Source organism: Peribacillus sp. AS_2 (genome assembly GCF_026891895.1).
Classification (GTDB): domain Bacteria; phylum Bacillota; class Bacilli; order Bacillales; family DSM-1321; genus Peribacillus; species Peribacillus frigoritolerans.
Map to the genome: position 1 here is coordinate 275,617 of NZ_JAPTGA010000004.1, position 25,793 is coordinate 301,409.

The 25,793-nt window shown below is 40.8% G+C and carries 25 protein-coding genes and 2 pseudogenes; 11 read left to right on the forward strand and 16 right to left on the reverse strand.

All coding sequences use genetic code 11. From position 1 onward, the window contains the following. Nucleotides 1-44 precede the first annotated feature (44 nt). Nucleotides 45-908 carry a metallophosphoesterase gene (locus tag OTG27_RS09245; RefSeq protein ID WP_268936749.1) on the forward strand — a complete coding sequence of 288 codons (864 nt, stop codon included), beginning with the start codon at nucleotides 45-47 and terminating at the stop codon, nucleotides 906-908. Between the two features lie 171 nt (nucleotides 909-1,079). Here the strand turns inward: OTG27_RS09245 and crcB are convergent, their stop codons facing one another. Together crcB and OTG27_RS09250 are read right to left on the reverse strand one after the other, a co-directional pair. Next, entirely contained in the window at nucleotides 1,080-1,442 is a 363-nt protein-coding gene (gene crcB, locus OTG27_RS26680) for a fluoride efflux transporter CrcB (RefSeq protein WP_053534280.1), read from the reverse strand. Further along, the gene (locus tag OTG27_RS09250) at nucleotides 1,439-1,819 is read right to left on the reverse strand and encodes a fluoride efflux transporter FluC (protein WP_057279012.1); all 381 of its coding nucleotides are present in this window, start codon (nucleotides 1,817-1,819) and stop codon (nucleotides 1,439-1,441) included. The genes crcB and OTG27_RS09250 overlap by 4 nt, the downstream gene beginning before the upstream one ends. A 162-nt stretch (nucleotides 1,820-1,981) precedes the next feature. Between OTG27_RS09250 and OTG27_RS09255 the strand changes: the two genes are divergently transcribed. Both OTG27_RS09255 and OTG27_RS09260 read left to right on the forward strand, forming a co-directional pair. Continuing rightward, nucleotides 1,982-2,293: a hypothetical protein gene (locus tag OTG27_RS09255; protein ID WP_374941253.1), complete on the forward strand. Its 312-nt coding sequence runs from the start codon at nucleotides 1,982-1,984 to the stop codon at nucleotides 2,291-2,293. Between the two features lie 291 nt (nucleotides 2,294-2,584). Then, complete coding sequence (locus OTG27_RS09260) at nucleotides 2,585-3,091, forward strand: YkyB family protein (RefSeq protein WP_052137475.1); 507 nt, start codon at nucleotides 2,585-2,587, stop codon at nucleotides 3,089-3,091. A 55-nt stretch (nucleotides 3,092-3,146) separates the two neighbouring features. Here OTG27_RS09260 and OTG27_RS09265 read toward each other — a convergent pair. Both OTG27_RS09265 and corA read right to left on the reverse strand, forming a co-directional pair. Next, a pseudogene (locus tag OTG27_RS09265) lies at nucleotides 3,147-4,051 on the reverse strand (chemotaxis protein). 545 nt (nucleotides 4,052-4,596) lie between these two features. After that, the gene (gene corA, locus OTG27_RS09270; RefSeq protein WP_170946957.1) at nucleotides 4,597-5,580 is read right to left on the reverse strand and encodes a magnesium/cobalt transporter CorA; all 984 of its coding nucleotides are present in this window, start codon (nucleotides 5,578-5,580) and stop codon (nucleotides 4,597-4,599) included. 148 nt (nucleotides 5,581-5,728) lie between these two features. On the opposite strand from corA, the gene OTG27_RS09275 reads away from it, so the two are divergent. Beyond that, a complete protein-coding gene (locus OTG27_RS09275; protein ID WP_095389990.1) occupies nucleotides 5,729-6,877 on the forward strand; it encodes an aminotransferase A in 1,149 nt (382 codons plus the stop codon). 100 nt (nucleotides 6,878-6,977) lie between these two features. Here the strand turns inward: OTG27_RS09275 and OTG27_RS09280 are convergent, their stop codons facing one another. The 7 genes and pseudogenes from OTG27_RS09280 to OTG27_RS09310 form a co-directional block, all read right to left on the reverse strand. Further along, the gene (locus OTG27_RS09280; protein ID WP_034314117.1) at nucleotides 6,978-7,343 is read right to left on the reverse strand and encodes a hypothetical protein; all 366 of its coding nucleotides are present in this window, start codon (nucleotides 7,341-7,343) and stop codon (nucleotides 6,978-6,980) included. A 65-nt stretch (nucleotides 7,344-7,408) separates the two neighbouring features. Continuing rightward, nucleotides 7,409-8,296, reverse strand: a pseudogene (locus OTG27_RS09285) (NAD(P)-dependent oxidoreductase); the annotation flags it as partial. Between the two features lie 22 nt (nucleotides 8,297-8,318). After that, nucleotides 8,319-9,104 (reverse strand): SDR family oxidoreductase, encoded by a 786-nt coding sequence (locus tag OTG27_RS09290; protein ID WP_268936751.1) that lies wholly within the window; start codon nucleotides 9,102-9,104, stop codon nucleotides 8,319-8,321. Between the two features lie 309 nt (nucleotides 9,105-9,413). Next, nucleotides 9,414-11,132 carry a phosphoenolpyruvate--protein phosphotransferase gene (gene ptsP / locus OTG27_RS09295; RefSeq protein ID WP_034314124.1) on the reverse strand — a complete coding sequence of 573 codons (1,719 nt, stop codon included), beginning with the start codon at nucleotides 11,130-11,132 and terminating at the stop codon, nucleotides 9,414-9,416. After that, nucleotides 11,132-11,398, reverse strand: coding sequence for a phosphocarrier protein HPr (locus tag OTG27_RS09300; RefSeq protein ID WP_034314127.1), 267 nt, complete (start codon nucleotides 11,396-11,398; stop codon nucleotides 11,132-11,134). Before OTG27_RS09300 ends, ptsP begins: the two co-directional genes overlap by 1 nt. A gap of 202 nt (nucleotides 11,399-11,600) precedes the next feature. Further along, the gene (locus OTG27_RS09305; protein WP_063576958.1) at nucleotides 11,601-12,386 is read right to left on the reverse strand and encodes an ABC transporter permease; all 786 of its coding nucleotides are present in this window, start codon (nucleotides 12,384-12,386) and stop codon (nucleotides 11,601-11,603) included. Then, entirely contained in the window at nucleotides 12,386-13,015 is a 630-nt protein-coding gene (locus OTG27_RS09310) for an ABC transporter ATP-binding protein (protein WP_063577805.1), read from the reverse strand. The genes OTG27_RS09305 and OTG27_RS09310 overlap by 1 nt, the downstream gene beginning before the upstream one ends. Nucleotides 13,016-13,193: 178 nt before the next feature. Here OTG27_RS09310 and OTG27_RS09315 point away from each other — a divergent pair, with 178 nt between their 5' ends. Next, nucleotides 13,194-14,012 carry a thermonuclease family protein gene (locus tag OTG27_RS09315; RefSeq protein WP_268936752.1) on the forward strand — a complete coding sequence of 273 codons (819 nt, stop codon included), beginning with the start codon at nucleotides 13,194-13,196 and terminating at the stop codon, nucleotides 14,010-14,012. 1,075 nt (nucleotides 14,013-15,087) lie between these two features. Next, nucleotides 15,088-15,582 (forward strand): sigma-70 family RNA polymerase sigma factor, encoded by a 495-nt coding sequence (locus tag OTG27_RS09320; RefSeq protein WP_098865222.1) that lies wholly within the window; start codon nucleotides 15,088-15,090, stop codon nucleotides 15,580-15,582. Between the two features lie 47 nt (nucleotides 15,583-15,629). Here the strand turns inward: OTG27_RS09320 and OTG27_RS09325 are convergent, their stop codons facing one another. Next, entirely contained in the window at nucleotides 15,630-15,824 is a 195-nt protein-coding gene (locus OTG27_RS09325) for a hypothetical protein (protein ID WP_048678216.1), read from the reverse strand. 452 nt (nucleotides 15,825-16,276) lie between these two features. Between OTG27_RS09325 and OTG27_RS09330 the strand changes: the two genes are divergently transcribed. Beyond that, entirely contained in the window at nucleotides 16,277-16,453 is a 177-nt protein-coding gene (locus OTG27_RS09330; protein WP_064505160.1) for a YkvS family protein, read from the forward strand. A gap of 193 nt (nucleotides 16,454-16,646) precedes the next feature. Next, nucleotides 16,647-17,258 (forward strand): hypothetical protein, encoded by a 612-nt coding sequence (locus OTG27_RS09335; RefSeq protein WP_057279002.1) that lies wholly within the window; start codon nucleotides 16,647-16,649, stop codon nucleotides 17,256-17,258. A 52-nt stretch (nucleotides 17,259-17,310) separates the two neighbouring features. On the opposite strand, the gene OTG27_RS09340 is transcribed toward OTG27_RS09335, so the two are convergent. The 3 genes from OTG27_RS09340 to OTG27_RS09350 form a co-directional block, all read right to left on the reverse strand. Next, nucleotides 17,311-18,351 carry a YkvI family membrane protein gene (locus OTG27_RS09340; protein ID WP_268936753.1) on the reverse strand — a complete coding sequence of 347 codons (1,041 nt, stop codon included), beginning with the start codon at nucleotides 18,349-18,351 and terminating at the stop codon, nucleotides 17,311-17,313. Between the two features lie 396 nt (nucleotides 18,352-18,747). Next, entirely contained in the window at nucleotides 18,748-20,442 is a 1,695-nt protein-coding gene (locus tag OTG27_RS09345; RefSeq protein WP_268936754.1) for a M3 family oligoendopeptidase, read from the reverse strand. A 225-nt stretch (nucleotides 20,443-20,667) separates the two neighbouring features. Next, nucleotides 20,668-21,105: a MarR family winged helix-turn-helix transcriptional regulator gene (locus tag OTG27_RS09350; RefSeq protein ID WP_034314147.1), complete on the reverse strand. Its 438-nt coding sequence runs from the start codon at nucleotides 21,103-21,105 to the stop codon at nucleotides 20,668-20,670. Between the two features lie 156 nt (nucleotides 21,106-21,261). On the opposite strand from OTG27_RS09350, the gene OTG27_RS09355 reads away from it, so the two are divergent. From OTG27_RS09355 to OTG27_RS09365, 3 genes are all read left to right on the forward strand, one after another. After that, entirely contained in the window at nucleotides 21,262-22,758 is a 1,497-nt protein-coding gene (locus OTG27_RS09355) for a PAS domain-containing sensor histidine kinase (protein ID WP_268936755.1), read from the forward strand. Between the two features lie 144 nt (nucleotides 22,759-22,902). After that, nucleotides 22,903-24,126 (forward strand): MFS transporter, encoded by a 1,224-nt coding sequence (locus OTG27_RS09360; protein ID WP_063577806.1) that lies wholly within the window; start codon nucleotides 22,903-22,905, stop codon nucleotides 24,124-24,126. Between the two features lie 113 nt (nucleotides 24,127-24,239). Next, nucleotides 24,240-24,971, forward strand: a complete 732-nt coding sequence (locus OTG27_RS09365) for a ZIP family metal transporter (RefSeq protein WP_057278998.1) — start codon at nucleotides 24,240-24,242, stop codon at nucleotides 24,969-24,971. A gap of 293 nt (nucleotides 24,972-25,264) precedes the next feature. On the opposite strand, the gene OTG27_RS09370 is transcribed toward OTG27_RS09365, so the two are convergent. After that, nucleotides 25,265-25,507, reverse strand: a complete 243-nt coding sequence (locus tag OTG27_RS09370) for an aspartyl-phosphate phosphatase Spo0E family protein (RefSeq protein ID WP_034314155.1) — start codon at nucleotides 25,505-25,507, stop codon at nucleotides 25,265-25,267. Nucleotides 25,508-25,793 lie beyond the last annotated feature (286 nt).

Consider the following 25,793-nt stretch of genomic DNA (forward strand, 5'->3'; position numbering starts at 1 on the left):
TAGTATGAGGAAGTAACATTTTTATATTAGATAGGTTGATTAATTTGAATAAACCCATTTCCAGAAGAACATTCTTAAAGAAAAGTCTTGGTACATTGGCTACCTTAACCGGTTTAGGTATTGGCGGAAACTTTTATGCCCATAATTTAGAGCCGAAATGGTTGGAAACCAAGCATAAAATCATCAGCAATCCGCTTATCCCAAAAGGTTTTCATGGCATGAAAATGGTCCAATTCAGCGATACGCATTTAGGCTTTCAATTTCAGCTTAAGGATTTACAAGCAATTGTCAATAAGATAAACGCACTGGACCCTGATGTTATTTTATTTACTGGAGATTTAATGGACCAGCCTAATAAATACAAGGCTCACAAAAAAATCCCTCTCGTTTTGAATCAGCTCAAAGCGCCGCTTGGAAAATTCAGCATCTACGGTAACCATGATCATGGGGGATATGGCTCGGAAATTTACAGCGATATCATGGAAAAATCCCATTTTACCATGTTGCAAAATACCTCAGCTAAGATAACCTTATTAACGGCTGAAGAAATAATCATTGCCGGTGTTGATGATGCCATGCTAGGAAAGCCGGATTTTGAAAAAGCCCTTTTCGGCATCCCGAAAGAAGTGTTCACCATCATGCTTTCACATGCCCCTGACCTTGCCGACATATCAAGGACTTACGACATCCAGTATCAAATAAGCGGTCACAGTCATGGAGGTCAAGTGCAAATCCCCTTCGCCGGTGCCCTGGTAACTCCCCCATACGCTGAAAAGTACCGGGAAGGCACATATGAAATCGATTCATTAACGTTACATGTTAATCGAGGCCTTGGCACTACCCGTCTCCCCTATCGTTTTCTTTCACGTCCGGAGTTAACTGTTTACGAATTCCAAGCCGAAAAATGATAGAAAAAGAACACAGGGGAAAACCGCCACACTTATTAACAAAACCTGTGCGGATAAAACAACTTGTTGCCATGAATCATTTGTAATCGACTCCTATGAATTATAGCATTAGATGTATATCTGAGAAAACCAGGTTTTTTTTACCAGTATCCATGGTAATTACCATAAAGGTTATACCATACTTAAATAGCCACATAGGAAAGTGCCAATACAACCTAAAACAGACACCGTTATATAGATAAGGCAATCTATATAACGGTGTTTTCTTATAAGTTCAAGTGTTTCCATACTGAATGTTGAAAAGGTCGTGAAAGCGCCAAGGAAACCTATAGTCAGAAAAACCTGCAAAGATAAAGCCCAGCTTTCTTTCTGTGGCAACACCATTCCCAGCCCAAAGGATCCTATAAGATTAATCAGTAAAATGCTAACGGGTATCGAGACGGCTGGCAATAGCCTATTAAAAATAATCTGCAAGACATATCTAGAAGCTGCCCCAAAAAAGCCTCCTATAAAAACTGAAAGGACCTCAATCAAAGAGTCTCACCTCTCCTTTTTTCAAACAGGCCCAGTCCAAGGAAACCAGCGGCCAAACCAAATAAAAGCGTGGCTCCAAGATACATTCCTGCCAATGGCAGAGAAGTCTGCAGGAGATTCACCACTTCCTGAGAAAATGTGGACATTGTGGTAAAACCGCCGCAAAACCCGCTGCCCAGGGCAAAAAAAACAAACGATTTCTTTTTTGAGGCGAAATACCCATTTATCATTCCAAGTAAAAAGCTGCCTACTATATTTATTAAGAGGGTTCCAAGCGGGAAGAAGGAATGGCCGGCAGACAAGATTACGCAATAACGCAATATCGCTCCAGCCGCTCCTCCAAAACCGACTGCAAAAATGTTTTTAAACCTTTCCATCCAGGACACCCCAAATTTTTATCATAAGTAGCTTCATTATAACAGATTAAGATGAAACAGGCTCTTTTCTTTAAAAAATCCATACTATGTAAAGAATTTGAGAAAAGGAGGCTAATTATGCAAACACAGTATTTACCTTACTACCACTATCCACAGACCATAATGCTGCAGAACGATTACAGAAATGCATATGGGAATGAATATGGACCTGAATATTGGAATGACGAGCGCTTCTTTCCTTTCTTTCCGCTATTGGCTCCTGTAGCTTTTGTTGCAGGATTGGCAATTGGACCGTTGCTATTCAATAACCGTCCACCTGTCTATCCTCCATATCCTCCTCCATACCCGCCCGCCTACCCTCCTTACCCTGCTTATCCAGTGTACCCTCCCTATCAAGGCTTTCAGGGTTACCAGCAACAACAATTCGGCGCACAGGCTGGGGTATCTGAAAATATCAATATCTACACTCAATAAGAGTTGGACAGAAGGCGACATAAACGCCTTCTTTTTCTTGGACCAAAAGGGAGCCGAATTGAATTTTACTTCCCTATATATTTTGAAGTGGTATAATATGAAAATGAATAGATGGTAAAGTGTTGGGAAATGATGGTCATACCCTAGAGATGTACATGCTTAATTTTTTCACTATTTTCTGCCTAGTTGCACATACGTCCCTATTTCAACCAATATATAAAACAGGTTTTTCCTGAAGGAAGTCTGTATGTAACGTCCTTCTAACCTTATTAAGAAAAGGAGTTTCCACTAATGAACCAAACGAAAGGACATTCTGAAAGGGATGAGTTTTCGATAAACTCCCTTGCCCAAGCCGTGTTTATTGTCAATAAACATGCAAAGACTGCATTGGAGCCAAAGAATTTATATAATTTAAAACGGCTCGCATTAAGCAAGCTTATGCAAGAAGGAAAAGCGAAGAAGATTGGACTTCATTTCTCTGATAACCCTCGCTTTGCAGCACAACAATCCGATGTCATTGTCGAATGCGGATCATATGTTTTTCATTTACCTCCCACTAAGGAAGATTTGAAAAAACTACCCCACCTCGGCAGCCGGGCAGCCTCCATACGGAACCCTAAAGCCGCGTTGTCATTATCAAAAGCCAAACAGATCCTGCAATCTTACGTTGGACAAGCAGGTGAAAAACAACCGAACACAACCAATACCGAGAAAAGGGCTCACGGGCGCAAGTCGGTCAAGCAACCTTTTCACAATCCATTCCCATCCTCCTTTTTAGGAAAAGGTTCCAAGTATTGATCATTGATAAATCAAAAGGGCCGTGAGGTAACGCCTCATCGGCCCTTTTTCACATTCATAATACCAATCTGTCTATCAACTGTATAAGCTCTGCAATTTCAGGCTTGCTGATTTGCGCGTCAGCCCCTACGACCTGACCTTTATGACGCAGGCTGTCAGTAATCAAAGAAGAGAAAATAATCACCGGCAGCCCAGCGAGTTCCCCGTTTTCCTTTATTCTTCTTGTCAAATGATGTCCATCCATCTGAGGCATCTCTATATCGGTAATCACCAGTTGCACTTCTCTTCAACCACTTTTCCTGATCCAATAAAATTCTCAAGATAATTAAATGCATCAAGTCCATTCTCATAAAACTCCAAGTACTTGAATCCTGCTTCTGACAATGTATCGAACAGCAGCTTTCTCAGTAATGGTGAATCTTCAGCAATCAGGATCCTCTTGTCAGAATTTTGCCGGATACCAAGCTTTTTTACCTGTTGGATGTTTATTCCTGATTCTGGATTGATTTCGACCACTATTTTTTCAAAATCGAGTAACAGTAACATTTCACTTTTTCATTTTATTACTCCGATAATCTGACTTTCAAGGCCCTGATACATATCCGAAGGCTTTTCGATTTGGGACCAGGAAATACGATGGATCTGTGTTACGGTATGGACATGGAAAACCACTTTTTGCTGATTGAATTCAGCCACTATGAATTTATCCTGCTCAGGAGTTTCAGATGGCGGAAACCCTAAAGCATCCGCGACATTCACAACTGGCAGTACTTCTCCGCGAAGCTCGATGATCCCCTCCACATTTGGATGGGAATGAGGGACAAGCGTGATGGGGACGGGATTGATGATTTCCTTCACCTTAATTACGTTAATGCCGAATTTATTCTTTCCGAGACCGAATTCCACTATCTCAAGCTCATTCGTTCCACTTTCCAGTAATATACCTTTATTTGCTTCCACTGTTTCATCTCGCCCTTCTGCTTTTTCATTTCAAAATTCCATAAATCATTAAACCGCTAGGAAAAATATCATGGTTTCATCAATGAACTCATACCTAATAATTCGGTTAAATATTTCTTTTGTTTAGAGCATGGATAAAAAAAAGCCAGAAGTGATCATTTATTAAGGCTGTTTTCACAGACTTTGTTGCTATTTACCAGGTAGTGAGTTGTGGTTGATTTCCTCTCCAGAGGCTCGCTTTCCGCGGGGCGGGTGAGCCTCCTCGGCGTAAACGCCTGTGGGGTCTCACCTGTCCCGCTGCTCCCGCAGGAGTCTCGCACTTCCGCTCCAATCAACCTTAAATAGTTTCGTTTTAAAAACAACAATCTTTACGAAAAGAGCCTTTATTAAAGCCCAAACAAAAAAGGGACCCATCTGAGTCCCCCTTATTCCAAGCTCATTTTCACCACTGCCATTCCGCACCATATCGTTCGTCCTATCCCTTCGATATAAACCCCCGCCGCGCAAACTAAATAATGCATACTCACCAATTTCTCAAATGTTTCTTATCTCTTTCGCGACCTTTTCTTTGGATTGAGCCAACCTTTTTTTACAAAGAATAAAAACATCATCAAGGCAATACCGCCCATCGTTCCAAGAATGAGGAAATAGCCATAATGCCAATTTAATTCCGGCATATATTCAAAGTTCATCCCATATACGCCCACTATGAAGGTCAGCGGCATGAAAATGGTAGTGATGACAGTCAATGTCATCATCGTTGAATTCATATTATTAGAGTTCACAGACAAATAGCTATCACGGATATCGGACGAAAAATCTCGATACGATTCAAGCATTTCAGTCAATTTAAGAAGATGATCATACACATCATTAAAATATAGATGCTGATCTTTCAAGTAATTCAGACGCTCCGATGAAATCATTCTGTACAATAAATCACGCATCGGCAATATGGTCCGACGGAGCCTGGACATATCTGTACGTAAATCGAAAAGCTGATCCATCAATTCGTTAATCGTGTCATTTTCAGTATTTTCCTCAATGCTAGCCAATTCGCTTTCAATTTTATAAACAGGCGGGAAGAATTCATCGACGATCCTGTCAATTATCCTATGCATCAAGAAAAAGGGACTTTGCTTCAACATTTTATTACCGGCAATTTCTTCCCATACCTTTTCCAGTTCAAGCATATCTTCCTTATGAAAACTGACTATCCATTTTTCACCAACAAACATATCCAATTCCACTGCTTTAAATACCTTCTCCCTTAAAGCATGAATCACAAGAAATTGGTAGCCTTCATAAAAATCCATTTTGGGACGTTGATTAAAATCATCCAGGCAATCTTCAATTGCCAGCGGATGAAAGTGAAAATGATTGGTTAAAAGTTCGATTTCCTTGTTTGTGGGATTGGAAAAATCCACCCAGTACCACTCGATATCCGGATTATTCATTTCCGTTAGCGGTAAATCAAAACTGATTTCTTGATTAGAAGTAATTGCGCAAGTCCTTATCAAATGTATCAACCCTCAAAATTTTCTTATCATACATTATACCTTTATTTCATTAATCTCAAAAAGTTTTCTCCCCCTCCAAACTAAATGATAAAATAGGATGAATGAGTCAAACATAGTACATAAATTCATGTAGGTAGATAAGGGAGGATATTCATAGATGGAACATTTAATAAACCCTCTAGTAAAAGACGTACAAATATCAGGAATCCGCAAATTCTACAATATGGTCGCTGATATCGAAGGCACCATTTCCTTAACGATAGGACAGCCTGACTTTCCAACTCCAACGCATATTAAAGAAGCGGCAAAACAAGCCATCAATAATGACTATACCGTTTATACTCACAATGCCGGCTATCTGGAATTAAGGGAAGCCGCTTCAAATTATGTAAAAGATAAATACAAGCTTGACTATGATCCCGCGAATGAAGTGATCGTGACCTCTGGTGCCAGCGAAGGCATAGACATTGCCTTTCGGACGATCCTCATCCCAGGGAACGAAGTAATATTACCGGGTCCGGTATATCCGGGATACGAACCCATCATTAAGATGTGCGGCGCAACACCTGTTTATGCCGATACAACAAAAAATGGATTTCGTTTGACGGCAGATATACTTGAAAAGTACATAACTGAAAACACTCGGTGCATCGTTCTGCCCTATCCATCGAATCCGACCGGGGTTACATTAACTGCCGAAGAATTATTGGACATTGCCGAACTTGTTAGGGGCAAGGACATCTTCATATTGGCTGATGAGATATACAGTGAGCTGGTATTCGATCAGGAGCATGTTTCGATTGCCACTTTCTTAAAAGAACAAACCATCGTCTTGAACGGATTGTCCAAGTCCCATTCCATGACCGGGTGGAGGATTGGCCTTCTGTTTGCGCCTGCAGCCATCTCTCAGCATCTCCTGAAGGTTCACCAATACAATGTGACATGTGCCGCATCCATATCGCAGAGAGCTGCCTTGGAAGCATTGACGGCAGGCAGAAATGATGCAATCCCCATGAAGACTGAGTATGCACGGAGACGGGAATACGTGTACAGTCGCTTACAAGCGATGAAACTGGAAATAGTCAAACCAAATGGTGCCTTTTACTTCTTTATAAAGCTGCCTGAAGGCTATGCCTCTTCCCTTGACTTTTGCCTTAAGCTTGTTCAACAGGAAAAAGTGGCAGTGGTCCCTGGAGATGCCTTCTCTCCCCTTGGCGAAGGGTACTTCAGGATATCTTATGCCTATTCCATGGAGACCCTGGAAAAGGCCTTGGACCGTATTGAAGCTTTTTTAGCTAAAAAGTAATCGCAAAAAAATAGTGGCCTTCAATTGAATGGACAATTGAAGGCCACTTTCCAATTTTCAAGGATGTCAGGCTACCTAAGGTTTTTCACCTTGCCGCCAACTAATACAATCTTCGTAAAAAACGAATTTCCCGATATCCTTCTTCCTTATTTGTCGTGGTAAGGCTCACTTCAACGATGGACCCAAGTAAATCAGCCATCACTTCTTCAAATTCCTTTGCGGAGCGCGGCTTTGAAAAGCCTAAGCTCTTCAATTCGCGCATCAGTATCTGAAAACCGGCATTCGTTTCGATATGACTGAATTTCACCGGCAAGATTAGCGGACTTTCATTCATTAATTTCAGATCCCAACGAATGGGCTTTGTTTGATGAATGGTTTTTTCTCGTTTAAAACCTTCAATCCTTACAATATATCGACCATCTTCTAATTCCTGGAATTTCATATTGATATCATCGAATTCGCCCATAGCTTTCACTCCTTTTTGTAAAGGCTGTCGCTATCAGCTTATTCATGATAAAGAAATGCTAGCACTTAATTATAATGTTTATATAATGCCTGTGTACCGCTATTTTCTTCGCCAGCTTCTGCCAGCCCCTCATACAGGGATTTGCTCAGGCTTAATCCAGGAGCGTCCATTCCCATTCTTTCCGCTTCATCGAGTGCAATCTTCATATCCTTGATAAAATGCTTGATATAAAAACCAGGTTCAAAATCCCCTTCAACCATCCGCGGTACGAGATTGGACAATGACCAGCTCCCGGCAGACCCCGATGATATGCTTCTTAATACCCGGTCCGGATCCAACCCCGCCTTTTTTGCATAGGAAATCGCTTCAGTCACTCCGATCATATTGGATGCAATGGCGATTTGATTGCACATTTTCGTATGCTGTCCTGAACCAGCGGGGCCTTGATGGACAACATTGCTGCCAAGGATTTCAAAAATGGGCAGGACCGCTTCAAATGCCTCACTAGACCCGCCGACCATGATCGTGAGCTTTGCATCACGAGCACCGATATCTCCTCCGGAAACCGGTGCATCCAAAGATTCCATGCCCCTTTTCTTCGCTTCCTCTGCTATCTTCACTGCCAAAGTTGGAGTCGAGGTCGTCATATCGATTAAATAGGTTCCTTGTTTCCCGTTCTCGATAAGCCCATTTTCCCCAAGATAGATTTCCTCCACATCACTAGGGTATCCCACCATGGAAATGATCACATTAGCTTTTTGCGCAATTTCCTTTGGAGCAGCTGCCCACTTCGCTCCCTGTGAGAGCAGTTCACTTGACTTATCTTTCGTCCTTGTATAAACAAATACCTCAAACCCCGCCTTAAGCAGATGTGCGGCCATGCTTTTTCCCATAACTCCTAAACCAATGAAGCCGATCACTTTGTTCGATTGCATCAATGCAGATTCCTCCCAATCATTTTGTTTAAAACAGAACTTAAATGGACTTTATCATACCTCCGTCAACTAAATAGGACTGCCCCGTTATATATGTATTAGCACCTGAAACAAGGAAAGTAACGAACTTTGCAAATTCCTCGGGTTCCCCATAACGCCCAAGAGGGATTTTATTAATGGATAGTTCAGTCATCTCCTCAGGAGTGACGCCTTGTTTCTCTGCATTCATCTTATCAAGGTGTTGAACACGATCCGTTGCGATTCTTCCTGGACCGACTGTATTGATCAAAATCCTGTCTGGTGCTAATTCTGAAGCTAACGTCTTCGACAAACCAACGATTGCCGTCCGGAATGTATTCGATAATATCAGTCCTGGAATCGGTTCCTTAATGGATGAAGAAGCAATATTAACGATTTTCCCGCCTTGTTTTTTTAAATGTGGCAAGGTCTCACGAATCGTCCTTATGAAGCTTAGTAAATTAAGTTCAAAAGATTGTTGCCATTCTTCATCATTGAAATCTGAAAAAGAACCTCCTGGAGGACCTCCGGCATTATTAATAAGAATATCGATACCGCCGAATTCTTCAACGGTTTGCGCAACCAGGCTTTTAATATCTTCAGCTTTTGTTATATCCGTTACCTTATAAGAAACTTTACCCGTCCCAAGCTGTGATAATTCCCTTTGTACGGCGGCTAGCTTTTCTCCATCACGGCTGGCTAGCATGACATTTGCTCCTTCTTTAACCAATTCGGCTGCCATAGCCATCCCCAAACCTTGACTTGAAGCTAAAATCAAGGCGTTTTTCTTTTCCAAATGTAATTCCATATTATATCTAACCTCCATCTTCTTAAAAATATAATTCCATTATATCGTTATAACCGTAAAGTGAAAAATCTGAATAATCATTCTTGTGATTTTTTATTTGCAAAAAAAATAGCCGGCTGGATAACCAACCGGCTTCAAAGGGGGAAATGAGAATGTCAGCTGCCCTAAAAGAGCTAAACAACTGTGCTTGCTTTTTATTTACCCCTATTTTGGTGCAATAAACATTTTTTCTTTAAAGTAAACAAGAATTACAGGACAGCACCCCATCCGAAGGTTCTAATGGATGGGGTGCTGTTTTCCTGATTTTAATTATTTCTTCAAAGCGTTAACAACCGCTTCTTTCACATTATCATTCGTGTCCAGCCCCAGAACTTCCTGAGATAATTTTTTCATCTCTTCAAGCGAAAGTTGGCTAATTAAAGAACGTGCTTTTAAAATCGAAGTGGCACTCATTGAGAATTCATCAAGGCCCAATCCGATTAAAATCGGGATGGCCACTTCATCTCCAGCCATTTCCCCGCACATTCCGGCCCATTTCCCTTCTTTATGAGCTGCATCTATGACCATTTTAACCAAGCGTAAAATCGCTGGATTGTATGGTTGATATAAATAAGATACTCTCTCATTCATTCGGTCAGCGGCCATCGTATACTGAATCAAGTCATTAGTGCCTATGCTGAAGAAATCGACTTCCTTAGCAAATATATCCGCCATCACTGCAGTTGAAGGAATTTCAACCATGATTCCGACTTCAATCTTTTCGGCAACTTGAATACCATTATCAAGCAATTCCTGCCTGACTTCAGCCAAGACGGCTTTAGCTTCGCGGAATTCAGCCAGTGTTGCAATCATCGGGAACATGATCTTCAAATCCCCGTAAATGCTTGCACGAAGCAGGGCACGCAGCTGGGTCCGGAAAATCTCCTGCTCATTTAAGCAAAGGCGAATCGCACGGTAGCCAAGGAAAGGGTTCATTTCCTTAGGAAGCTCTAAATAAGGCAACTCCTTGTCTCCGCCTATATCAAGCGTTCTGACGACTACAGGCTTCCCTGACATTCCTTCCAGCACAGCTTTGTATGCCTCGAACTGTTCTTCTTCACTTGGAAAGTCATTTCTGCCCATATAAAGAAATTCCGTACGATATAACCCGATGCCTTCACCGCCATTTTGATGAACGCCCTCCAGATCTTTCGGCGTGCCAATATTGGCTGCCAATTCCACATGGTGGCCATCATTCGTAACGGTTTTTTCATGAACAAGTTTCGCCCACTCAGCTTTTTGCCTGGCATAGGCTTCCTGCTCCTCTTCGTAGCGTTTCACGAGTTCAGGAGTGGGATTGATGTGGACTTCACCCTTTAACCCGTCAATTATGACCAAGTCACCATTTTCAATTGAAGAAGTCACTGACTTCGCTCCAACGACTGCTGGAATTTCCAATGAACGGGCCATTATGGCTGAATGGGATGTACGTCCACCGATATCGGTCGTGAATCCTTTAACATATGCCGGATTCAACTGTGCTGTATCGGATGGAGTCAAATCCTCCGCAATGATGATCACTTCTTCAGCAATCATGCTAGGGTTAGGAATATGAACACCTAAAAGATGTGACAGCACCCGTTTCGTGACGTCACGGATATCCGCTGCTCGTTCCTTCATGTATTCATTATCCATTTGTTCAAACATCGTAATGAACATGCTTGCGGTTTCATTTAAGGAAAACTCTGCGTTGACGTTTTCTGATTGTATTTTATCCTGAATTGGAGTGATAAGTTCCGGATCAGCCAAAACAAGCAGGTGCGCGTCAAAGATTGCGGCTTTATCGGCCCCTAGATCCTTTTCGGCTTTATCCCTGATTATTTCCAATTCATTTATTGACTTTTGAATAGCTTCCTTAAAACGGGATATTTCAGCCCCAACATCTTCTATGCTTCTTTTTACAATCGATAAATCTGGCTCAGTCAGTCGATAGGCTTTAGCGATGGCTATTCCGTTTGAAGCTGCTATTCCACTAATCAAAGTGGACATTATTCTGCTAATCCTTCTCTGTTCAACGTTTCAGCAAGTGTGTTCAGTGCATCATTTTCATCGCTTCCTTCAGCAGAAATCGTAATTTCCGCACCTTTGCCGATACCTAGGGACATTACACCCATAATGGACTTAAGGTTCACTTTTTTCTCTTTATATGCAAGGTTTATTTCTGAATCGAATTTTCCTGCAGCTTGTACTAGCAATGTTGCCGGACGCGCGTGAATTCCTGTTTCTGCAGTTACTGTAAATGTTTTTTCTACCATATAGATCAATCTCCTTTAAGATAAATTAACAAAAATAGGTTATGTAAGGGGTTTTCTCTATCCAAATGAAAAAAGAAATGCCCTTTTCCTTATCAGGATAGCATTATCATTCCCAACAAACAAACCAAAACTATTGGTACCTACAAAATAGTACAAAAATATAGATGGAACTGCAACTATTACTTTTCAGATTCTTCAATGTTTAAATGGACAGCTGTGCATTTTTGGTAAAAAAAGCCCTGAAACTCAGCATAATGAAAAGGACCACCGTTAATGAAACACTTCCGAGAATTCCAATCAGAATCGCAATCTGGTACTCAATAGCAATTAGCGGGCTTATCCCCGAAATGATTTGCCCTGTCATCATTCCTGGAAGGAAGATAATCCCCATCCCGAGCATATTGTTCAAAGTCGGGAGCACAGCCGAGTCGAATGCAGCATCCACATATTTCTTCACAGCCCTCGCTGGAGTCGCTCCAAGCATCAACATCGCTTCTACCCTTTCACGATTACCGCTTATCCCTTCATGAAGGTTCTTAAGCGCCAATGTCACTCCGGTCATGGCATTCCCCACGATCATCCCTGCAATTGGAATGAAGTACCTCGGCTCATACCATGGCGTGAAATGAATCACGACCACATTAAAATAAAACAAGGCAGCCATGGGACCTGACAACATACTTAAGATAACGATCCTTTTGATTTTCTTATTAAGAGTATGGGACACTTGCTTAAAAATATTATGGATGGAAAATAGGGCCATCACACATAAAAATCCTAAAGAAAGTAATGGGTGGGGATTTTCAAAGATATATGTCAAAACATATCCTGCGAGAATGAGTTGGACAGTCATCCGCACTGTGGCCAGCATGATTTGCTTTTCCCGTGTAATCCCGCGCCACTTCACGATTATGAGCAGAATCACTACAAACACGTAGGCCGCACAAAGACGCCAGAACTCAATATCTATTATCCCATTCGACTCCATTAATAGTCACTCTCCTTCGCCTTTTTCAGAACGATCCTATGTTCAGCACACATGTCCGCCAGCTGTTTTGAATGGGTTATCATGATGACCGTTCCTTTTTCCCGCTTCACTCCTTCTAAAAAACGCCCCATGACCGTCAGCTCGGCTTCCTCATCAAGAGCTGAAGTCGGCTCATCCAATAAATACACGTCGGGGTTCAATAAAAGTAACCTCGCCAGTGCCAGCCTCTGTTTCTCCCCGCCAGAAAGATATTCCGCACCCTCGTCTAAGGACTTCTGTAACTGGACCGTTTCAAGTGCTTTGAACAATTCTTCTTTATCCTTTTTTTCCCGTTCCGTCAATTCCAGGCCAATCTGAAGATTTTCTTCAATCGTACCCGGTAAAGTGAATGGTGCCTGAGAAAGCATTGTGACTTTACGCCGGAGCTCTATCGGGTTGAATTCATCCAGCAACTGATCCTGATAATAAATCGAACCGCTATCCGGGTCATCCATCCTGTTCAATAATCGTAGCAGTGAGGTTTTTCCTGAACCGCTTTCCCCAGTCAAACAAGTAACCATACACGCCGGTATTTCCAAATCATCAATATTCAAAATCCCTTTATATTTAATATTTTCTAGCCTGAATATCATTTTATCCGCCTGCCTCCCATACTCCACGATATCATTATAAGAAACTATCCTGATATGGGGTAGCGATGCATGTAAAGATTTTCATTTTCTTTCGCATTTTTATAGGTTAGTATTATTCCTGCCGAATATATCCATGAAGACGTGGAAAACACCTTAATAAATGGAGGGACTTATCATGAACGGAAATTCCTTTTTACATTCTTACCTGAATGTTTTTCTCCTTACTGCACTTTGCCTGATCACGTTGTCTGGCTGCCAGGCAGCTTCAGATAACGTGATCAATCAATCCAAACAGGAAGATTCACTTTCCAACGAAGACACCCGTTCCAGTGCGGATTCTTCAAATGAAGAGAAAGGCAAGACATTCACAGCCGAGATCATCAAAGTTATTGACGGAGATACAGTAAAAATCAAAATGACTAATGGAAATCAAGAAACGGTCAGGCTCCTGTTGATAGATACTCCAGAAACCGTGCACCCATCCAAGCCCGTTCAGCCTTTTGGACCTGAAGCAAGCAAGTTCGCCAAGGAACTCATGCCTTCGGGCTCTAAAGTGGAAGTAGAAACCGGCATAGGTGAAAGAGATAAATACGGCCGGCTGCTGGCCTATTTTTATGTAGATGGTAAAATGGTGAATAAACTCCTGCTGGAAAAAGGACTGGCGAGGGTAGCCTATGTTTATGCACCGAACACGAAATACCTTGATGAATTGGAAAATATTCAAAAACAAGCCCAACAAGACGAAATCGGTATTTGGTCAATTGAAAACTATGCAACTTCAAAAGGGTTCGATGATTCGAAGTCAAAAGAAGCACCCGTGGAAAAGCCCACTGGGTCTTGCAATAACCCGCAAATTAAAGGGAATATAAATTCCAAAGGCAATAAAATTTATCACATTCCTTCGGGCCAATATTACGAAATAACTAAACCAGAAGAGATGTTTTGTACTGAAAAAGACGCACAGGATGCTGGATTCAGAAAATCACAAAGTTAACAAATACATTGGTTTTATTAAAAAAAGATCGAGTTGATTTGAAAAATCCGCTCCCCTTCTGCCGGCTGTAGTGTAGCAAATTTCTCCATCCATTAATTAGTACAGGAAAAAAACATGAAGGATATACTAGTCTTATATAGGGTTCGGAATAAGACGAGCCAGCTGTTTTTTCTTTTAAAAATTCCAGTTGATTTCAGAAATCCGCTCCCTTTCCGCCGACTGGCTGCCAAGCCTCCTCGACTCAGGCGTCTCCGGGGTCTAGGCTAGCCAGTATTTCGGCAGGAGTGTCGCAAATTTCTTCCATCCAATGAGGATTATAGTAAAAAAAAACATTAAGGATATTCTAGTCTTCTTTTAAATTCATGGTTCGGGGCGAGAGCAATTCAAAACTCCTTTTGCCGGAAAATTGGCGGAACCGCCAGACTGTAGACGAATTGGAGAAGAAGAGCCAGTTTTCCTAAAATATTTCTAAAAAGAGAAGTTTCCAGTTGATTGGAACGTAAGGTGCGAGACTCCTGCGGGAAAAGCGCGTCTAAGGGAGACCCCACAGGCTTAAAGACGCCGAGGGGCTCCCGGAACACCCGCGGAAAGCGAGTGCCTGAAGTGGAAATCTAAATTTTACACCGCCTCAAAAAACTGTGGACAAAAGGATTTCTATGTTTTAAAACAAAGTTGATTGGAGCGGGTGTACGAGACTCCTGCAGGAAAAGCGGTCTGAGGGGGACCCCCGCAGGCGTGCCGAGGAGGCTCCCAGATGATGAAGTGGAAATCAAAGTTGAACTATAAAATATATCCTTGTTTTAAATGAGGCCATTCCAAACTACCCTTGTCGACAAACGGAACATGATGTTTCGGCACATCCAATCTTAGGATGTGTTTTTTCAATTGGTCCCACACACTCAATATTTCCTTAATTATCCTTTTCTCATCAAAAAGGTTCTCTTAGCTCCTTTAAAACCCACTTGTTATTACCGCCATTTTTCGGTTATGCCATTTGGCTTTATCCGATCGATTTATTTATGGTAGAAGCACCCGGGAATACAGGAAAGTGCACTTTCTAAAGGTGACTTGCTTAATGAAAGATTTCTCAGCGCTAACGGAAGAATTCACCCCGATGATCCATCATATTATCCGCTCACTTTCCATCTATAAAAATAAGGAAGAATATTTTCAAGTAGGCTTGATCGCTTTATGGGAGTCATTAGGGAATTACAATGAGGAATACGGACAATTCTCCAACTATGCCTATACGGTAATCAAAGGCAAAATTCTGAACGAATTAAAGCATCATCATAAATATGAAATCCGTACCGAACCCTTTGATTCCTTCCTATTAGAGATGATTAAAGATCCTTTTTCAATGCATGAAGAGGCCTTTGCGATCGAAAATATATTAACCTATACGGAAGGATTGACACTGAATCAGCAACGCTGGCTTTTACAGACATACCTTGAAAATAAAACCGTGACTGAAATAGCTGAGATATATCAAGTTACTGCTGCAGCCGTCAAATCATGGAGAAAGTCCGCCTTAAATAAATTAAGGAAACAATTGATTTTTCCATTATAAATAATTTGGGGCGGCTCAATCATGAGCCACCCCAAACTATACATCCATCAACTTCTCGCTTCTTCTAAATACGTATAAATTATCACACCGTTATGTTGAGCATTCCCCCGAAAATGTTTAAAGTCATCCCTATTAACAAGAACCTCACGAAAAGCTAAAAATTCTTCTTTTGTTATCCGGAACTCTTCCATTTCCCGATTTGCCAATTTATCGAGTACTTCTTTTGCTTCCTCTGCATTCATATATTATCCTCCTTAATTATCGAATGTTCCATCATTTTCAGACAGGAGAAATTCCGCTTTCATTTTAACATAAACTTGCCGCTTCATATAAATCGGAATTTTTTGTTGCCCACTTACTACATTATTCTTTACGAATGCTTTAAAATAGTGCAAACTGTATATTAAAATATCATAATGTAAAATGTTTGGCATTTTTTGTACATATAATTACATACTGGTAAGCATAACTGCGTTTGCAAGATATACCAAATTATGCCACATCTTTACAACGCTCCATTACAAGAATCGTACCTCCTTTTAAAAGTTTAGCTTACTGTACCGACATAAGAGATAACTAATTCTCTTACTAGCACTTCCCACGTCAAAATCTAAACGGCAAGATGTTCGAATAATCCAATTACTCCATTGTTACTTTTTGATCATTGGAAACAAAATGGGAAAGGATGATTACCATGAAGAAAGCGGAAGTTGGAAATATCATTGAATTTAGAGAAGGCTTAAAAGGAATCGTCGAGAAAGTGAACGAGAACTCAGTAATCGTGGACGTCACGTATATGGAAAATTATCGTGATTTGGAGCTTGAACAAAAAACAGTCGTAAACCATAAAAATTATAAAATCATAGGATAATTCAATTTATCAAACGGGATGGTTACTAGATGACCATTCCGTTTTTCACTTTTTAGCAATCGCCCCATTCGATTCCCCCGCTTTTTGTAACCATTTCCATTACATGCCGTCTAATTCATTAAAGGGAAAAGCACCTGTATGTGATGCAGGAATATCCAGTTTGAAATTTCTATCAGAAAGAGGAGGGAAACACATGACTTGTTGGACACGTTATATTGGCTGTGTCACATTCGCCGCTTTTCTGCTGACTGGCTGCGGTACGGCCACAGACGAAAATGCAGATGAGCCACAGGAAGATTCAATAAAAGAGGAGAACGGAGGCAACACTTCTCAAAGAGGCAATCGTAATAAAATAAGACTGATGGAGCAAAACCTGCAGTATACAATGAACGGGGAAGCAAAAGAAAAAACAGCATTCCTAAAAAAAAGCGATAATCAACCGTTCAGCCTCTATGTTTTGCAACAATTCAGGTTAAGTGCCGAAGAACCTGGAAAAGATATTGTGTTCCTGATTGAAGATGACTCCATTTATATGAGAATCGAATTGTTGAAGGCCGATGTCAGTTGGGATGAGGTGGAAGAAAATGTTCAAGACCAGCTGAAAAGCATTTCAGAAACGATTAGGGATCCTTCACTCGATATCGAGAGCGGCACAGGATTTGAAGTGGAAAGTGGGGATGATGTCATCACTTCTATTTTGCTCAAGGATGAAAAAGCCCCCGTCCGCTTAACGATGTTCACGAAAAAAGATAAAGATTACCGGGATGCTTTTCTAGAGATGGCTAAGACGCTGATGAAAGGGTGACCATTGATTTCCCCATGGTACGGAGGGCTAGGGCCAGGCCCCCCGTTCTCCATTACTCCTTGCCTGCCTTGCTCTTCCAGACCAGCACTAAAAAAAGGAGGCTTATGTATCCAAAAACCGGATAAATATATCCTAGTAACCTTCCATATCCGAATTCACTAATGACTAAAGCTATTAAAAAGATCACCGCTATGATCAGCATGCTTGGCAATTTAATATAACTGCTGATTTGCCTCTGTAAGCCATATATGTTTCCGATGACCGATGTGAATATCTCTCCGTATATCACCAAAATGAACATCCAATACAACTGACCGGCCGCAGTTCTCATAATAACTGCTGAAGGAATTTCATAACGATTCACGTCAGGAAGTGTCATAAGTGAAAAATGCCCCGTCAATAAAATGATGGTCAGGAATATCCCTCCAAGAATTGCTCCATGCTTAATGACCTTCTCATCTCGAACTTCATACGCAACCGGAACCAGCACAGCCTGTGCCAAAGCAAGATTAAAGGCTGTGTAGGCAAAGGGGGACAAAAGCATTTTCACGGTGATCACTTCATCCGGAACTTTTGTAAGGGTCTTAAAGAAATCCCCATTACCTAAAGTCGAGAAAAAAAGAATCACGCTAAAGCAGATCATGATTGGTACAACAAACGAGTTCACAGTGAAAACACCGCGCATGCCCATCATCAGGACCAAGGATGCCAGGATGATCGTAGACCAACTTCCTATACTTTTAGGCACGCCAAGTTGTTCTTCAAAAACGGCTCCAGAACCCGAAATCATGACAGCCGTCACCCCTAACAGCATGATTAGGAAAAAGAAGTTGATGATTCCTGCTATTTTCTTCCCAAAAAGAAATTGATTGAACTCCTCATACGAAGATGCTCTGATCCTTGCGGAAATGAGCATGATTTTAGTCCCGGTGAATATGAAAATATAACCTGCTATTAAAATCCCGATAAAGCCATAAAAACCATAACGGGTAAAAAACTCGACAATCTCTTTTCCAGTTGCAAATCCTGCACCGACGACTGTGCCTACATAAACCGCTGCAATCTGAAAACTCCCTGACCATCTTGACAGCATACTCTCCCCTCCTCCCTACATTTATATGTAAGGAAGGGACATTTAAGACAAGCCGGGCAATATTCCTTTCGTCGGCTGTTTTTTCCTCGGTTTCATTCTCTCACAGTGCAGTCTGAAACCCCCTATGCATTTCACTTTGAAGCATCATTCCGAATGCATGAATATTTAAAAAAACGCTTGGAATAATCTCCAAGCGTTCAGACTGAATACTAATTAATAAACGTACCAGTTGATTCCAGAAATTCACTCCCTTTCCGCCGACTGTCTTTCATGCCGCATCATTGCAAGCACCTCGGCAGGAGTGTGGCAAATTTCTTCAATCCAATAAGGTTAAAAAAGTGTTCATGAAGGAAAACCAAGTCTTCTTTTATAATCATGGTTCAGAGTTAGACCATTTCATAATGCCTTATCATCAACAGTGGAGAGCCATTCGTCTATCACCTTCACAACGGACTGTACAGTACCGTCAACAAACGGTGATTTCAGATTCGCAGATTCAACGAGATCAAGGAAGGACTTGCTGCCTCCAAGTTGGCACAGATTCAAATAATCCTCCCAAGCCGTTTCATCTTTTTCAGTCGACCTTTTCCAGAATTGGAAAGCACAAATCTGGGCCAATGTATAGTCGATATAATAAAAGGGTGATTGATAAATGTGGCTTTGCCGCTGCCAATACCCGCCATGCTCCAAGAATTCATTTCCTTCATAATCGCGATGCGGCAAATATTCCATCTCGATCTTACGCCAAGCCTGCTTTCTTTCAACGGGGGAGGCATTAGGATTTTCATAGACAAAATGCTGAAATTCATCAACAGCTACCCCATACGGGAGGAATATGAGGGCACCGCTTAGATGGGAAAACTTATATTTTTCCGTATCTTCCTTGAAAAATAGCTCCATCCATGGCCAAGTCAAAAATTCCATGCTCATCGAATGGATTTCACATGCTTCATATGTTGGCCAATAATATTCAGGAATATCAAGATCACGGCTGCGATACACTTGAAATGCGTGACCTGCCTCATGTGTCAAAACATCAATATCCCCGGAAGTGCCATTGAAATTAGAAAAGATGAATGGAGCTTTATAGTCTTCTATAAAAGTACAGTAGCCACCGCTTTCTTTTCCTTTTTTCGCCACAAGGTCCATCAGGTCATTATCAATCATATAGTTGAAAAACTGATTCGTATCAGGCGATAGTTCCTGGTACATCCTTTTCCCATTTCCGATGATCCACTCAGCATCGCCTTTTGGAATGGCATTACCCGTTCTGAAATGAAAATTCTCATCATAATAGTTCAGCTTCTCCAATCCAAGACGTTCCCGCTGACGTTCCTTCAGCCGGGTGACAAGCGGTACCACTTCCTCTTTTACCTGCTTGCGGAATGCAGCAACCATATCAGCATCATAATCAGTCCTTGTCATTCGATAATACCCAAGTTCCACGAAATTCCCATAACCCAGCGCTGTCGAAATCCCATTCCTCACCTTGACAAGTTCATCGAATATACGATCCAATTCCTCCTGCTTTTCTTCAAAGAAACCGTAATATGCCTCACTTGCATTTTTCCTTAACTCACGGTCCGAGGACTCCATAAAAGGCTGAAGCTGCGCAAGCGTTAATTCTTTTCCATCAAAGCGAATTTTTGCAGAGGCAATTAATTGTGAATACTCACTTGATAATTTATTTTCTTTTTGCAGCTGTGGTATGATTTCGGGCGAAAAGGTTTTGAGTTGGGCCTCTGCCAGGTCAAATAGTTGAGTTCCCCATTTCTCCTCAAGCTCCTTACGGAATTTCGAGCGAACGAGATCATTGTAAAATTTCGAGGTCAATTCTTCCATTTCAGGGGAGAAGTCATCTAAGTAATCATTCTCCGCTTTATAAAAAACATCATTGGTATCTATGGAATGCCGGATATAGACTAAATTAAACATCGTACCTACATAATTTCGTATTCCGTTTATTTCTTCCATGGCTTTTATTTGTGCATCGGCATTTGCAGCATCCGTAAACTTTTCCAAAGCTTTCATGAACCGGGTTTTAATTTCATCCATTTCAGGCCGCTTATATTCATATTCATTAAATTTCATATGTAAACTCCCTTTCGAATATAAAACATTTTTTCTGTATAACCAGTATGACGTTATCCAATCGAATTCGTTTCCAAGTAACATTCACCATTATCACGTTTGTCGTAATGTAATTTAATTCGCCATAGCTTATTAAAAACCTTTTTATGTCGCTAAAACAAATTCATGTTTTATCAGACATAAAAAAACAGCACCTGTAGTCAAATCCAGGTGCTGGTTCTTTAGCTAATTCTGAGCGGAATACCCAATCTTTTTAAGCAATTCGATCACGGTCGCCTTTTCATCTTGCGTAAGTACACTCATGATATCATCGATTCTTTTTTCATGCTCAGGAAATACTCCTTCAATAAAGGCCTTTCCTTTATCGGTTATCTTTGCAAAGGTTACACGGCGATCCTCTTTACATGCTATGCGCTGCAGATATTCCTTCTGTTCAAGTTTATCCACGACATAGGTAATGCTGCCGCTGGCTAGCAGGATTTTTCCGCCTATTTGCTGAAGAGGCTGATCCCCTTTATGATAAAGCAATTCCAGTACTGCAAACTCAGTTGGATTCAAACCCTCTTCAGCTATATGTTTATTAACCACATCATTAATGGATCGATGAGCTCTAGACATCACAATGAACAGTTTCAAAGACTGTTGGATGTTATTATTCTCCATAACTTCACAACCTTAAAAATTTTTAATTAAAATATCTTGAATTAAAAGTTATTATATGACATTAAGGATTTTTTGTCAATCTGCCCTGTTAGTATGCACTATTGTTTAATCAATCATTTTGATATACTTGAAAAAAAAGCTAAAGTAGTGACAAACATGAAAACGAGGCATAAATTCACCACATACCTACTTATTGTTATTTTACCATTAATTTTTCTCTCTATCATTTATTGGATGCATTTAGAACGTTCCCTTCAAAAAGAAAGACAGGAACAAGCTGAATGGGCGGGAACGGTTTATCAAGAATACATAGATCAAGTTATAAGGGAAACGAAGGAAAACCTTGAGCTGCTTAGCCTTAGCAGTTCCGTGCTTTATATGGATGATAAAAAAACCGAACTTCTTATGAACTGGATCAAAGATACAGATTCCAGGTATGCCGGAGTATATTGGCTAAATCGCGACGGTGTTTCCATTTCGGGTACGAACAAGAATTTCCATCATTACCATTTAATCGAACAAAATGATATAGAACGTGCAGTAAAAACTCAAAAAGCAGTTGTAACAGGAACAAAGGAGCTTTATAACGCTCATTTTAATTATTTTTCCATTTTTGCTCCCATACTGGATCAAGATAAAAAAGTGCAAGGGTTTTTATTGGCACATATCAGGCTGGATCATATGGAAAAAATATTGAAAATGCTCAGCCCTGGTCATACCTTTATATTGGAAACAAAGGACAAAACCCGAATTTTAGATATAAATGCCGAGGGATTCAATGGACATTCAACATGGGTGGATGTTCCTTTGACCGAAGTCGATTGGAAACTGTCCGTCAAAGTGCCCGACAAGATTAACACAAATAACATGAATGTTTTTTTAATGCTTGTCTTTTTCACCTTCTTTATTACTCACATGATTTATATCATCATGGAGGAACTGATCGTTCGCAGGCATGCCAAAAAACAAAAATTACTAAACGAAAGCCAAAAAATAGATTTTGTCGGTACATTGGCTGCAAGTACTGCACATGAAATAAAAAACCCACTTACCGGCATAAAGGGGCTAGTTCAGTTACTGGTAGAAAAACACCCTGAGGAACAAGATCAGTTCTATTACTCTGTCATCATGAAGGAAATTGAACGGATCAATAGCATCGTCAGCGAATTTTTGATTTTAGGAAAGCCAATGGTACAAACTTTATCCTTATATGATATTCGCAGTATCATTGCTGAATTGAGACCAATAATAGAATCAGAAGCACGTCATTTCAATATTGAAGTGGAATGGAATATCATAAAGGAGCCAATCCTGGTTCATTGTACAAAGGATCAACTCAAACAAGTCATTCTCAACATTGCCAAAAACGGTTTCGAGGCCATGGAAGTTGGGAAAAAGTTAAGGATTCGAATTCACCATGAAAATGAATGGGCTAAAATCATGATCATCGATAACGGGCAAGGACTGACTGAAAAGGATATAGGGAAAGTGTTCGATCCCTTCTATACATCGAAAAAAGAAGGAACGGGATTAGGGCTATTTGTGTGTAAACGAATCATTGAATCTTTTAACGGCACCATCGAGTTTTCAAGTAAACCTCTGGTCGGTACAACCGTTACAATCAGCTTGCCGCTTATAAAAGACCACAATTAGCAATACTTTGAAAAGTTATCGAATTTTTCATGAAGACTAGTAAAGATCCCGATTTATTTAAGGGTGTCATGCATACGGTGCATGCTTATTGAATCTATTTATGGAATAGGTAAAAATCTTAATAAGGAAGAAGGATATATACAGATGGGAAGTATCGCTGCCATTAAAACAAAAACGCAAAAACAAGATATGACTCTGAAAATCATGATCATCATAGGCATATGCCATTTAATGAATGATTCTCTTCAGGCCGTCGTACCGGCCATGTTCCCAATCCTCGAAAAATCAATGTCGCTTTCATATACACAGCTTGGAATGATTGCATTCTGCCTGAATATCGTCTCATCGCTCCTGCAACCGGCAGTTGGGTTTTATACGGATAAAAAACCGTTTCCATATGCATTGCCCATTGGGTTGACCAGTACTTTAATCGGGGTCATCATTCTCGCAATTGCCCCAAACTATACCATTATCCTTGGTGCAGTCATCCTGATGGGCTTAGGGTCGGCCATATTCCATCCGGAAGGCTCCAGGGTTGCTTACATGGCAGGCGGACCAAAGAGAGGCCTGGCACAATCCATTTATCAGGTCGGCGGGAATAGCGGTCAGGCACTTGCCCCACTCATCACAGCCATCGTACTTGTTCCATTTGGTCAAAAGGGCGCACTCTGGTTTGCCCTGGTTGCCTTAATGGCCGTTATCCTATTGCTGTATATTGCCAATTGGTATTCCCAAAAATTAGTTCACTTCCAGCCTAAAAAGCTTGCTGCAAAAATAATCAATAAAGAGCGGTCCCATAAAGTGGCCAAAGCCCTGGTATTGATCTTATTCATAATCTTTGCCCGTTCCTGGTATGTATCGTGCATGACGAACTTTTATAGTTTTTATTTGATCGAACAGTATTCATTCACGATAAAAGCCGCTCAATTTTTCCTATTTGCCTTTTTGGCAGCTGGTGCTGTCGGTACTTTTTTCGGTGGCCCGCTTGCTGATAGATTCGGACGTAAAAACATCATTTTCTTTTCTTTCGCTGCCAGCATGCCAATAACCGCACTTTTACCATTCGTACCTCCTACAGCCGCTTTTATCTTATTATTGATAGCGGGGTTCATTATAATGAGCAGTTTTTCCGTCACGGTAATATACGCACAGGAATTGGTCCCGGGAAAAGTCGGTACGATGGCAGGCTTGACCGTAGGTTTAGCCTTCGGAATGGGTGCCATTGGATCCGTTTCATTGGGAGCCATTGCAGATATAATTGGAATTGAATCCATGATTAAACTAGTGGGATTCCTGCCATTACTGGGAATCATCAGCATATTGCTACCGTCTGATCTAACATTGAAAAAATGGTATGCAGAAGATTGATGCAAAATGGTTTTTTCCAGGAACATATTCTTTATGTCTAAATACAATGAATTATTGTTTCACCCAAAAATCCGCAAAGAAGTAACGATAAGTACCTTACAAAGGAGAAATTTATGAGTGGAGTTTTATTAGGAAGCATCCTATCTGCTATGTCTACAGGGTTTGGTGCGTTACCGATCTTGTTCATTCAAGGTTCAATCACACATCGATTCAGAGACACGCTACTGGCATTTACCGCTGGAATCATGATGGCTGCTTCGTTATTGAGCCTGATCCCGGAGTCTCTGGCCACCGGTGGGTATATTCAGCTGGTAATTGGGGTTTTTCTCGGGGTAATGACATTAACGGTCATGGAACAAAACATTCCTCATATCGATCTCAGCCATACGAAAAGTGGTATTCAGTTCGATGAAAAGGCCTTGCTCATCATCACTGCCATTACACTCCATAATATTCCTGAGGGGCTTTCTGTCGGGGTCAGTTACGCCTCTGATACAGCTGATACAGGTAACTTGATCGCTTTTGCCATCGGCCTGCAAAATGCTCCGGAAGGCTTACTGGTCGCCTTGTTTTTAATTAATCAAAAAATCGGTAAACTCACCGCATTCCTGATTGCAACCTTAACCGGCACCATCGAAATAATTACAGGCTTACTGGGTTATTATTTAACCTCTTACATTGGGTTCCTGGTTCCATACGGCCTAGCTTTCGCCGCCGGGGCCATGCTTTTCATCGTTTATAAGGAACTGATTCCCGAAAGCCATGGGGATGGTAATGAACGCACATCCACCTATTCCTTCATTATCGGCCTTTTGTTCATGGTCATATTATTGGAAATTTTATAATTGCGGTACTTCCATGGCTGGCTCCATCAAGTGAGTCAGCTCTTACTTTTTATTTATCAGTGTAATCCATTCAGAAAAATCAAGACTTCTAAACCAATCCGATGCACGAAGGACACCTTCTGGTGACCTCCCCTCGATATATACCCCAAATCCAAAGGAAATTCAAAAGATATATTCTTGTTTACATAAATCTTTCTTTATTTGTTTTCAGATATGATTCATTTCACCAGAAATCACACAAAGTTATTGTCTCTTGCCTGCTAATATAAAAAGTCATGGGCATTCAGTTCCTTCTAAAAGGAAATGTCTTCATTAAAGGGCTGCTGTACAATAACAACCATTTCATCTCGCTTATTTCTCACTTCCACTGATGAATGATGTTGAAGGATCAGATACTCATTTATAAGTTTGTCAAGCTGCTCGCTTTGGCGAAGGGTATACTCATGGCCAAGTCCATACATTTTCGCCAACTCCATCATTTCCCAACGCTTCATTCGAATCTCAGAACAAATTTCCGTTGCACACCTAGAATTCATAACTACATTCACTACTCCTGCCCTTTTAAAGTTACATTATAATAAAGAAGTATTACAAAATATGCCTTATATGTAAATAGATTCGCAAAAAAAGACAAAACTTCTTAAATTGCGATATGGCTTGGTCCATCAGCAGACAGGATATGACGGAAATTCCTAAGCATAAGCATCATATATTGATCAGGAAGATTTCATATGAAGCCAGCTCCGAAAATCACTTTGAAAGATTCCCCTATTTGGATGCTATTATTAGTTTTCACTTATTCATTTCGAGCAAATAATTTCT

Excerpts from the sequence above, each read along its gene's own strand:
- OTG27_RS09260 (WP_052137475.1), top strand. The coding sequence starts at position 2,585 with ATGAACCAAACGAAAGGACATTCTGAAAGGGATGAGTTTTCGATAAAC.
- OTG27_RS09350 (WP_034314147.1), bottom strand. The coding sequence starts at position 21,105 with ATGGAGAATAATAACATCCAACAGTCTTTGAAACTGTTCATTGTGATG.
- OTG27_RS09320 (WP_098865222.1), top strand. The coding sequence starts at position 15,088 with ATGAAAGATTTCTCAGCGCTAACGGAAGAATTCACCCCGATGATCCAT.
- OTG27_RS09250 (WP_057279012.1), bottom strand. The coding sequence starts at position 1,819 with ATGGAAAGGTTTAAAAACATTTTTGCAGTCGGTTTTGGAGGAGCGGCT.
- OTG27_RS09365 (WP_057278998.1), top strand. The coding sequence starts at position 24,240 with ATGAGTGGAGTTTTATTAGGAAGCATCCTATCTGCTATGTCTACAGGG.
- OTG27_RS09370 (WP_034314155.1), bottom strand. The coding sequence starts at position 25,507 with ATGAATTCTAGGTGTGCAACGGAAATTTGTTCTGAGATTCGAATGAAG.
- OTG27_RS09275 (WP_095389990.1), top strand. The coding sequence starts at position 5,729 with ATGGAACATTTAATAAACCCTCTAGTAAAAGACGTACAAATATCAGGA.
- OTG27_RS09255 (WP_374941253.1), top strand. The coding sequence starts at position 1,982 with ATGCTGCAGAACGATTACAGAAATGCATATGGGAATGAATATGGACCT.
- OTG27_RS09355 (WP_268936755.1), top strand. The coding sequence starts at position 21,262 with ATGAAAACGAGGCATAAATTCACCACATACCTACTTATTGTTATTTTA.
- OTG27_RS09325 (WP_048678216.1), bottom strand. The coding sequence starts at position 15,824 with ATGAATGCAGAGGAAGCAAAAGAAGTACTCGATAAATTGGCAAATCGG.
- OTG27_RS09360 (WP_063577806.1), top strand. The coding sequence starts at position 22,903 with ATGGGAAGTATCGCTGCCATTAAAACAAAAACGCAAAAACAAGATATG.
- OTG27_RS09330 (WP_064505160.1), top strand. The coding sequence starts at position 16,277 with ATGAAGAAAGCGGAAGTTGGAAATATCATTGAATTTAGAGAAGGCTTA.
- OTG27_RS09315 (WP_268936752.1), top strand. The coding sequence starts at position 13,194 with ATGAACGGAAATTCCTTTTTACATTCTTACCTGAATGTTTTTCTCCTT.
- ptsP (WP_034314124.1), bottom strand. The coding sequence starts at position 11,132 with ATGTCCACTTTGATTAGTGGAATAGCAGCTTCAAACGGAATAGCCATC.
- OTG27_RS09340 (WP_268936753.1), bottom strand. The coding sequence starts at position 18,351 with ATGCTGTCAAGATGGTCAGGGAGTTTTCAGATTGCAGCGGTTTATGTA.
- OTG27_RS09305 (WP_063576958.1), bottom strand. The coding sequence starts at position 12,386 with ATGGAGTCGAATGGGATAATAGATATTGAGTTCTGGCGTCTTTGTGCG.
- OTG27_RS09345 (WP_268936754.1), bottom strand. The coding sequence starts at position 20,442 with ATGAAATTTAATGAATATGAATATAAGCGGCCTGAAATGGATGAAATT.
- OTG27_RS09290 (WP_268936751.1), bottom strand. The coding sequence starts at position 9,104 with ATGGAATTACATTTGGAAAAGAAAAACGCCTTGATTTTAGCTTCAAGT.
- OTG27_RS09335 (WP_057279002.1), top strand. The coding sequence starts at position 16,647 with ATGACTTGTTGGACACGTTATATTGGCTGTGTCACATTCGCCGCTTTT.
- OTG27_RS09280 (WP_034314117.1), bottom strand. The coding sequence starts at position 7,343 with ATGGGCGAATTCGATGATATCAATATGAAATTCCAGGAATTAGAAGAT.
- OTG27_RS09300 (WP_034314127.1), bottom strand. The coding sequence starts at position 11,398 with ATGGTAGAAAAAACATTTACAGTAACTGCAGAAACAGGAATTCACGCG.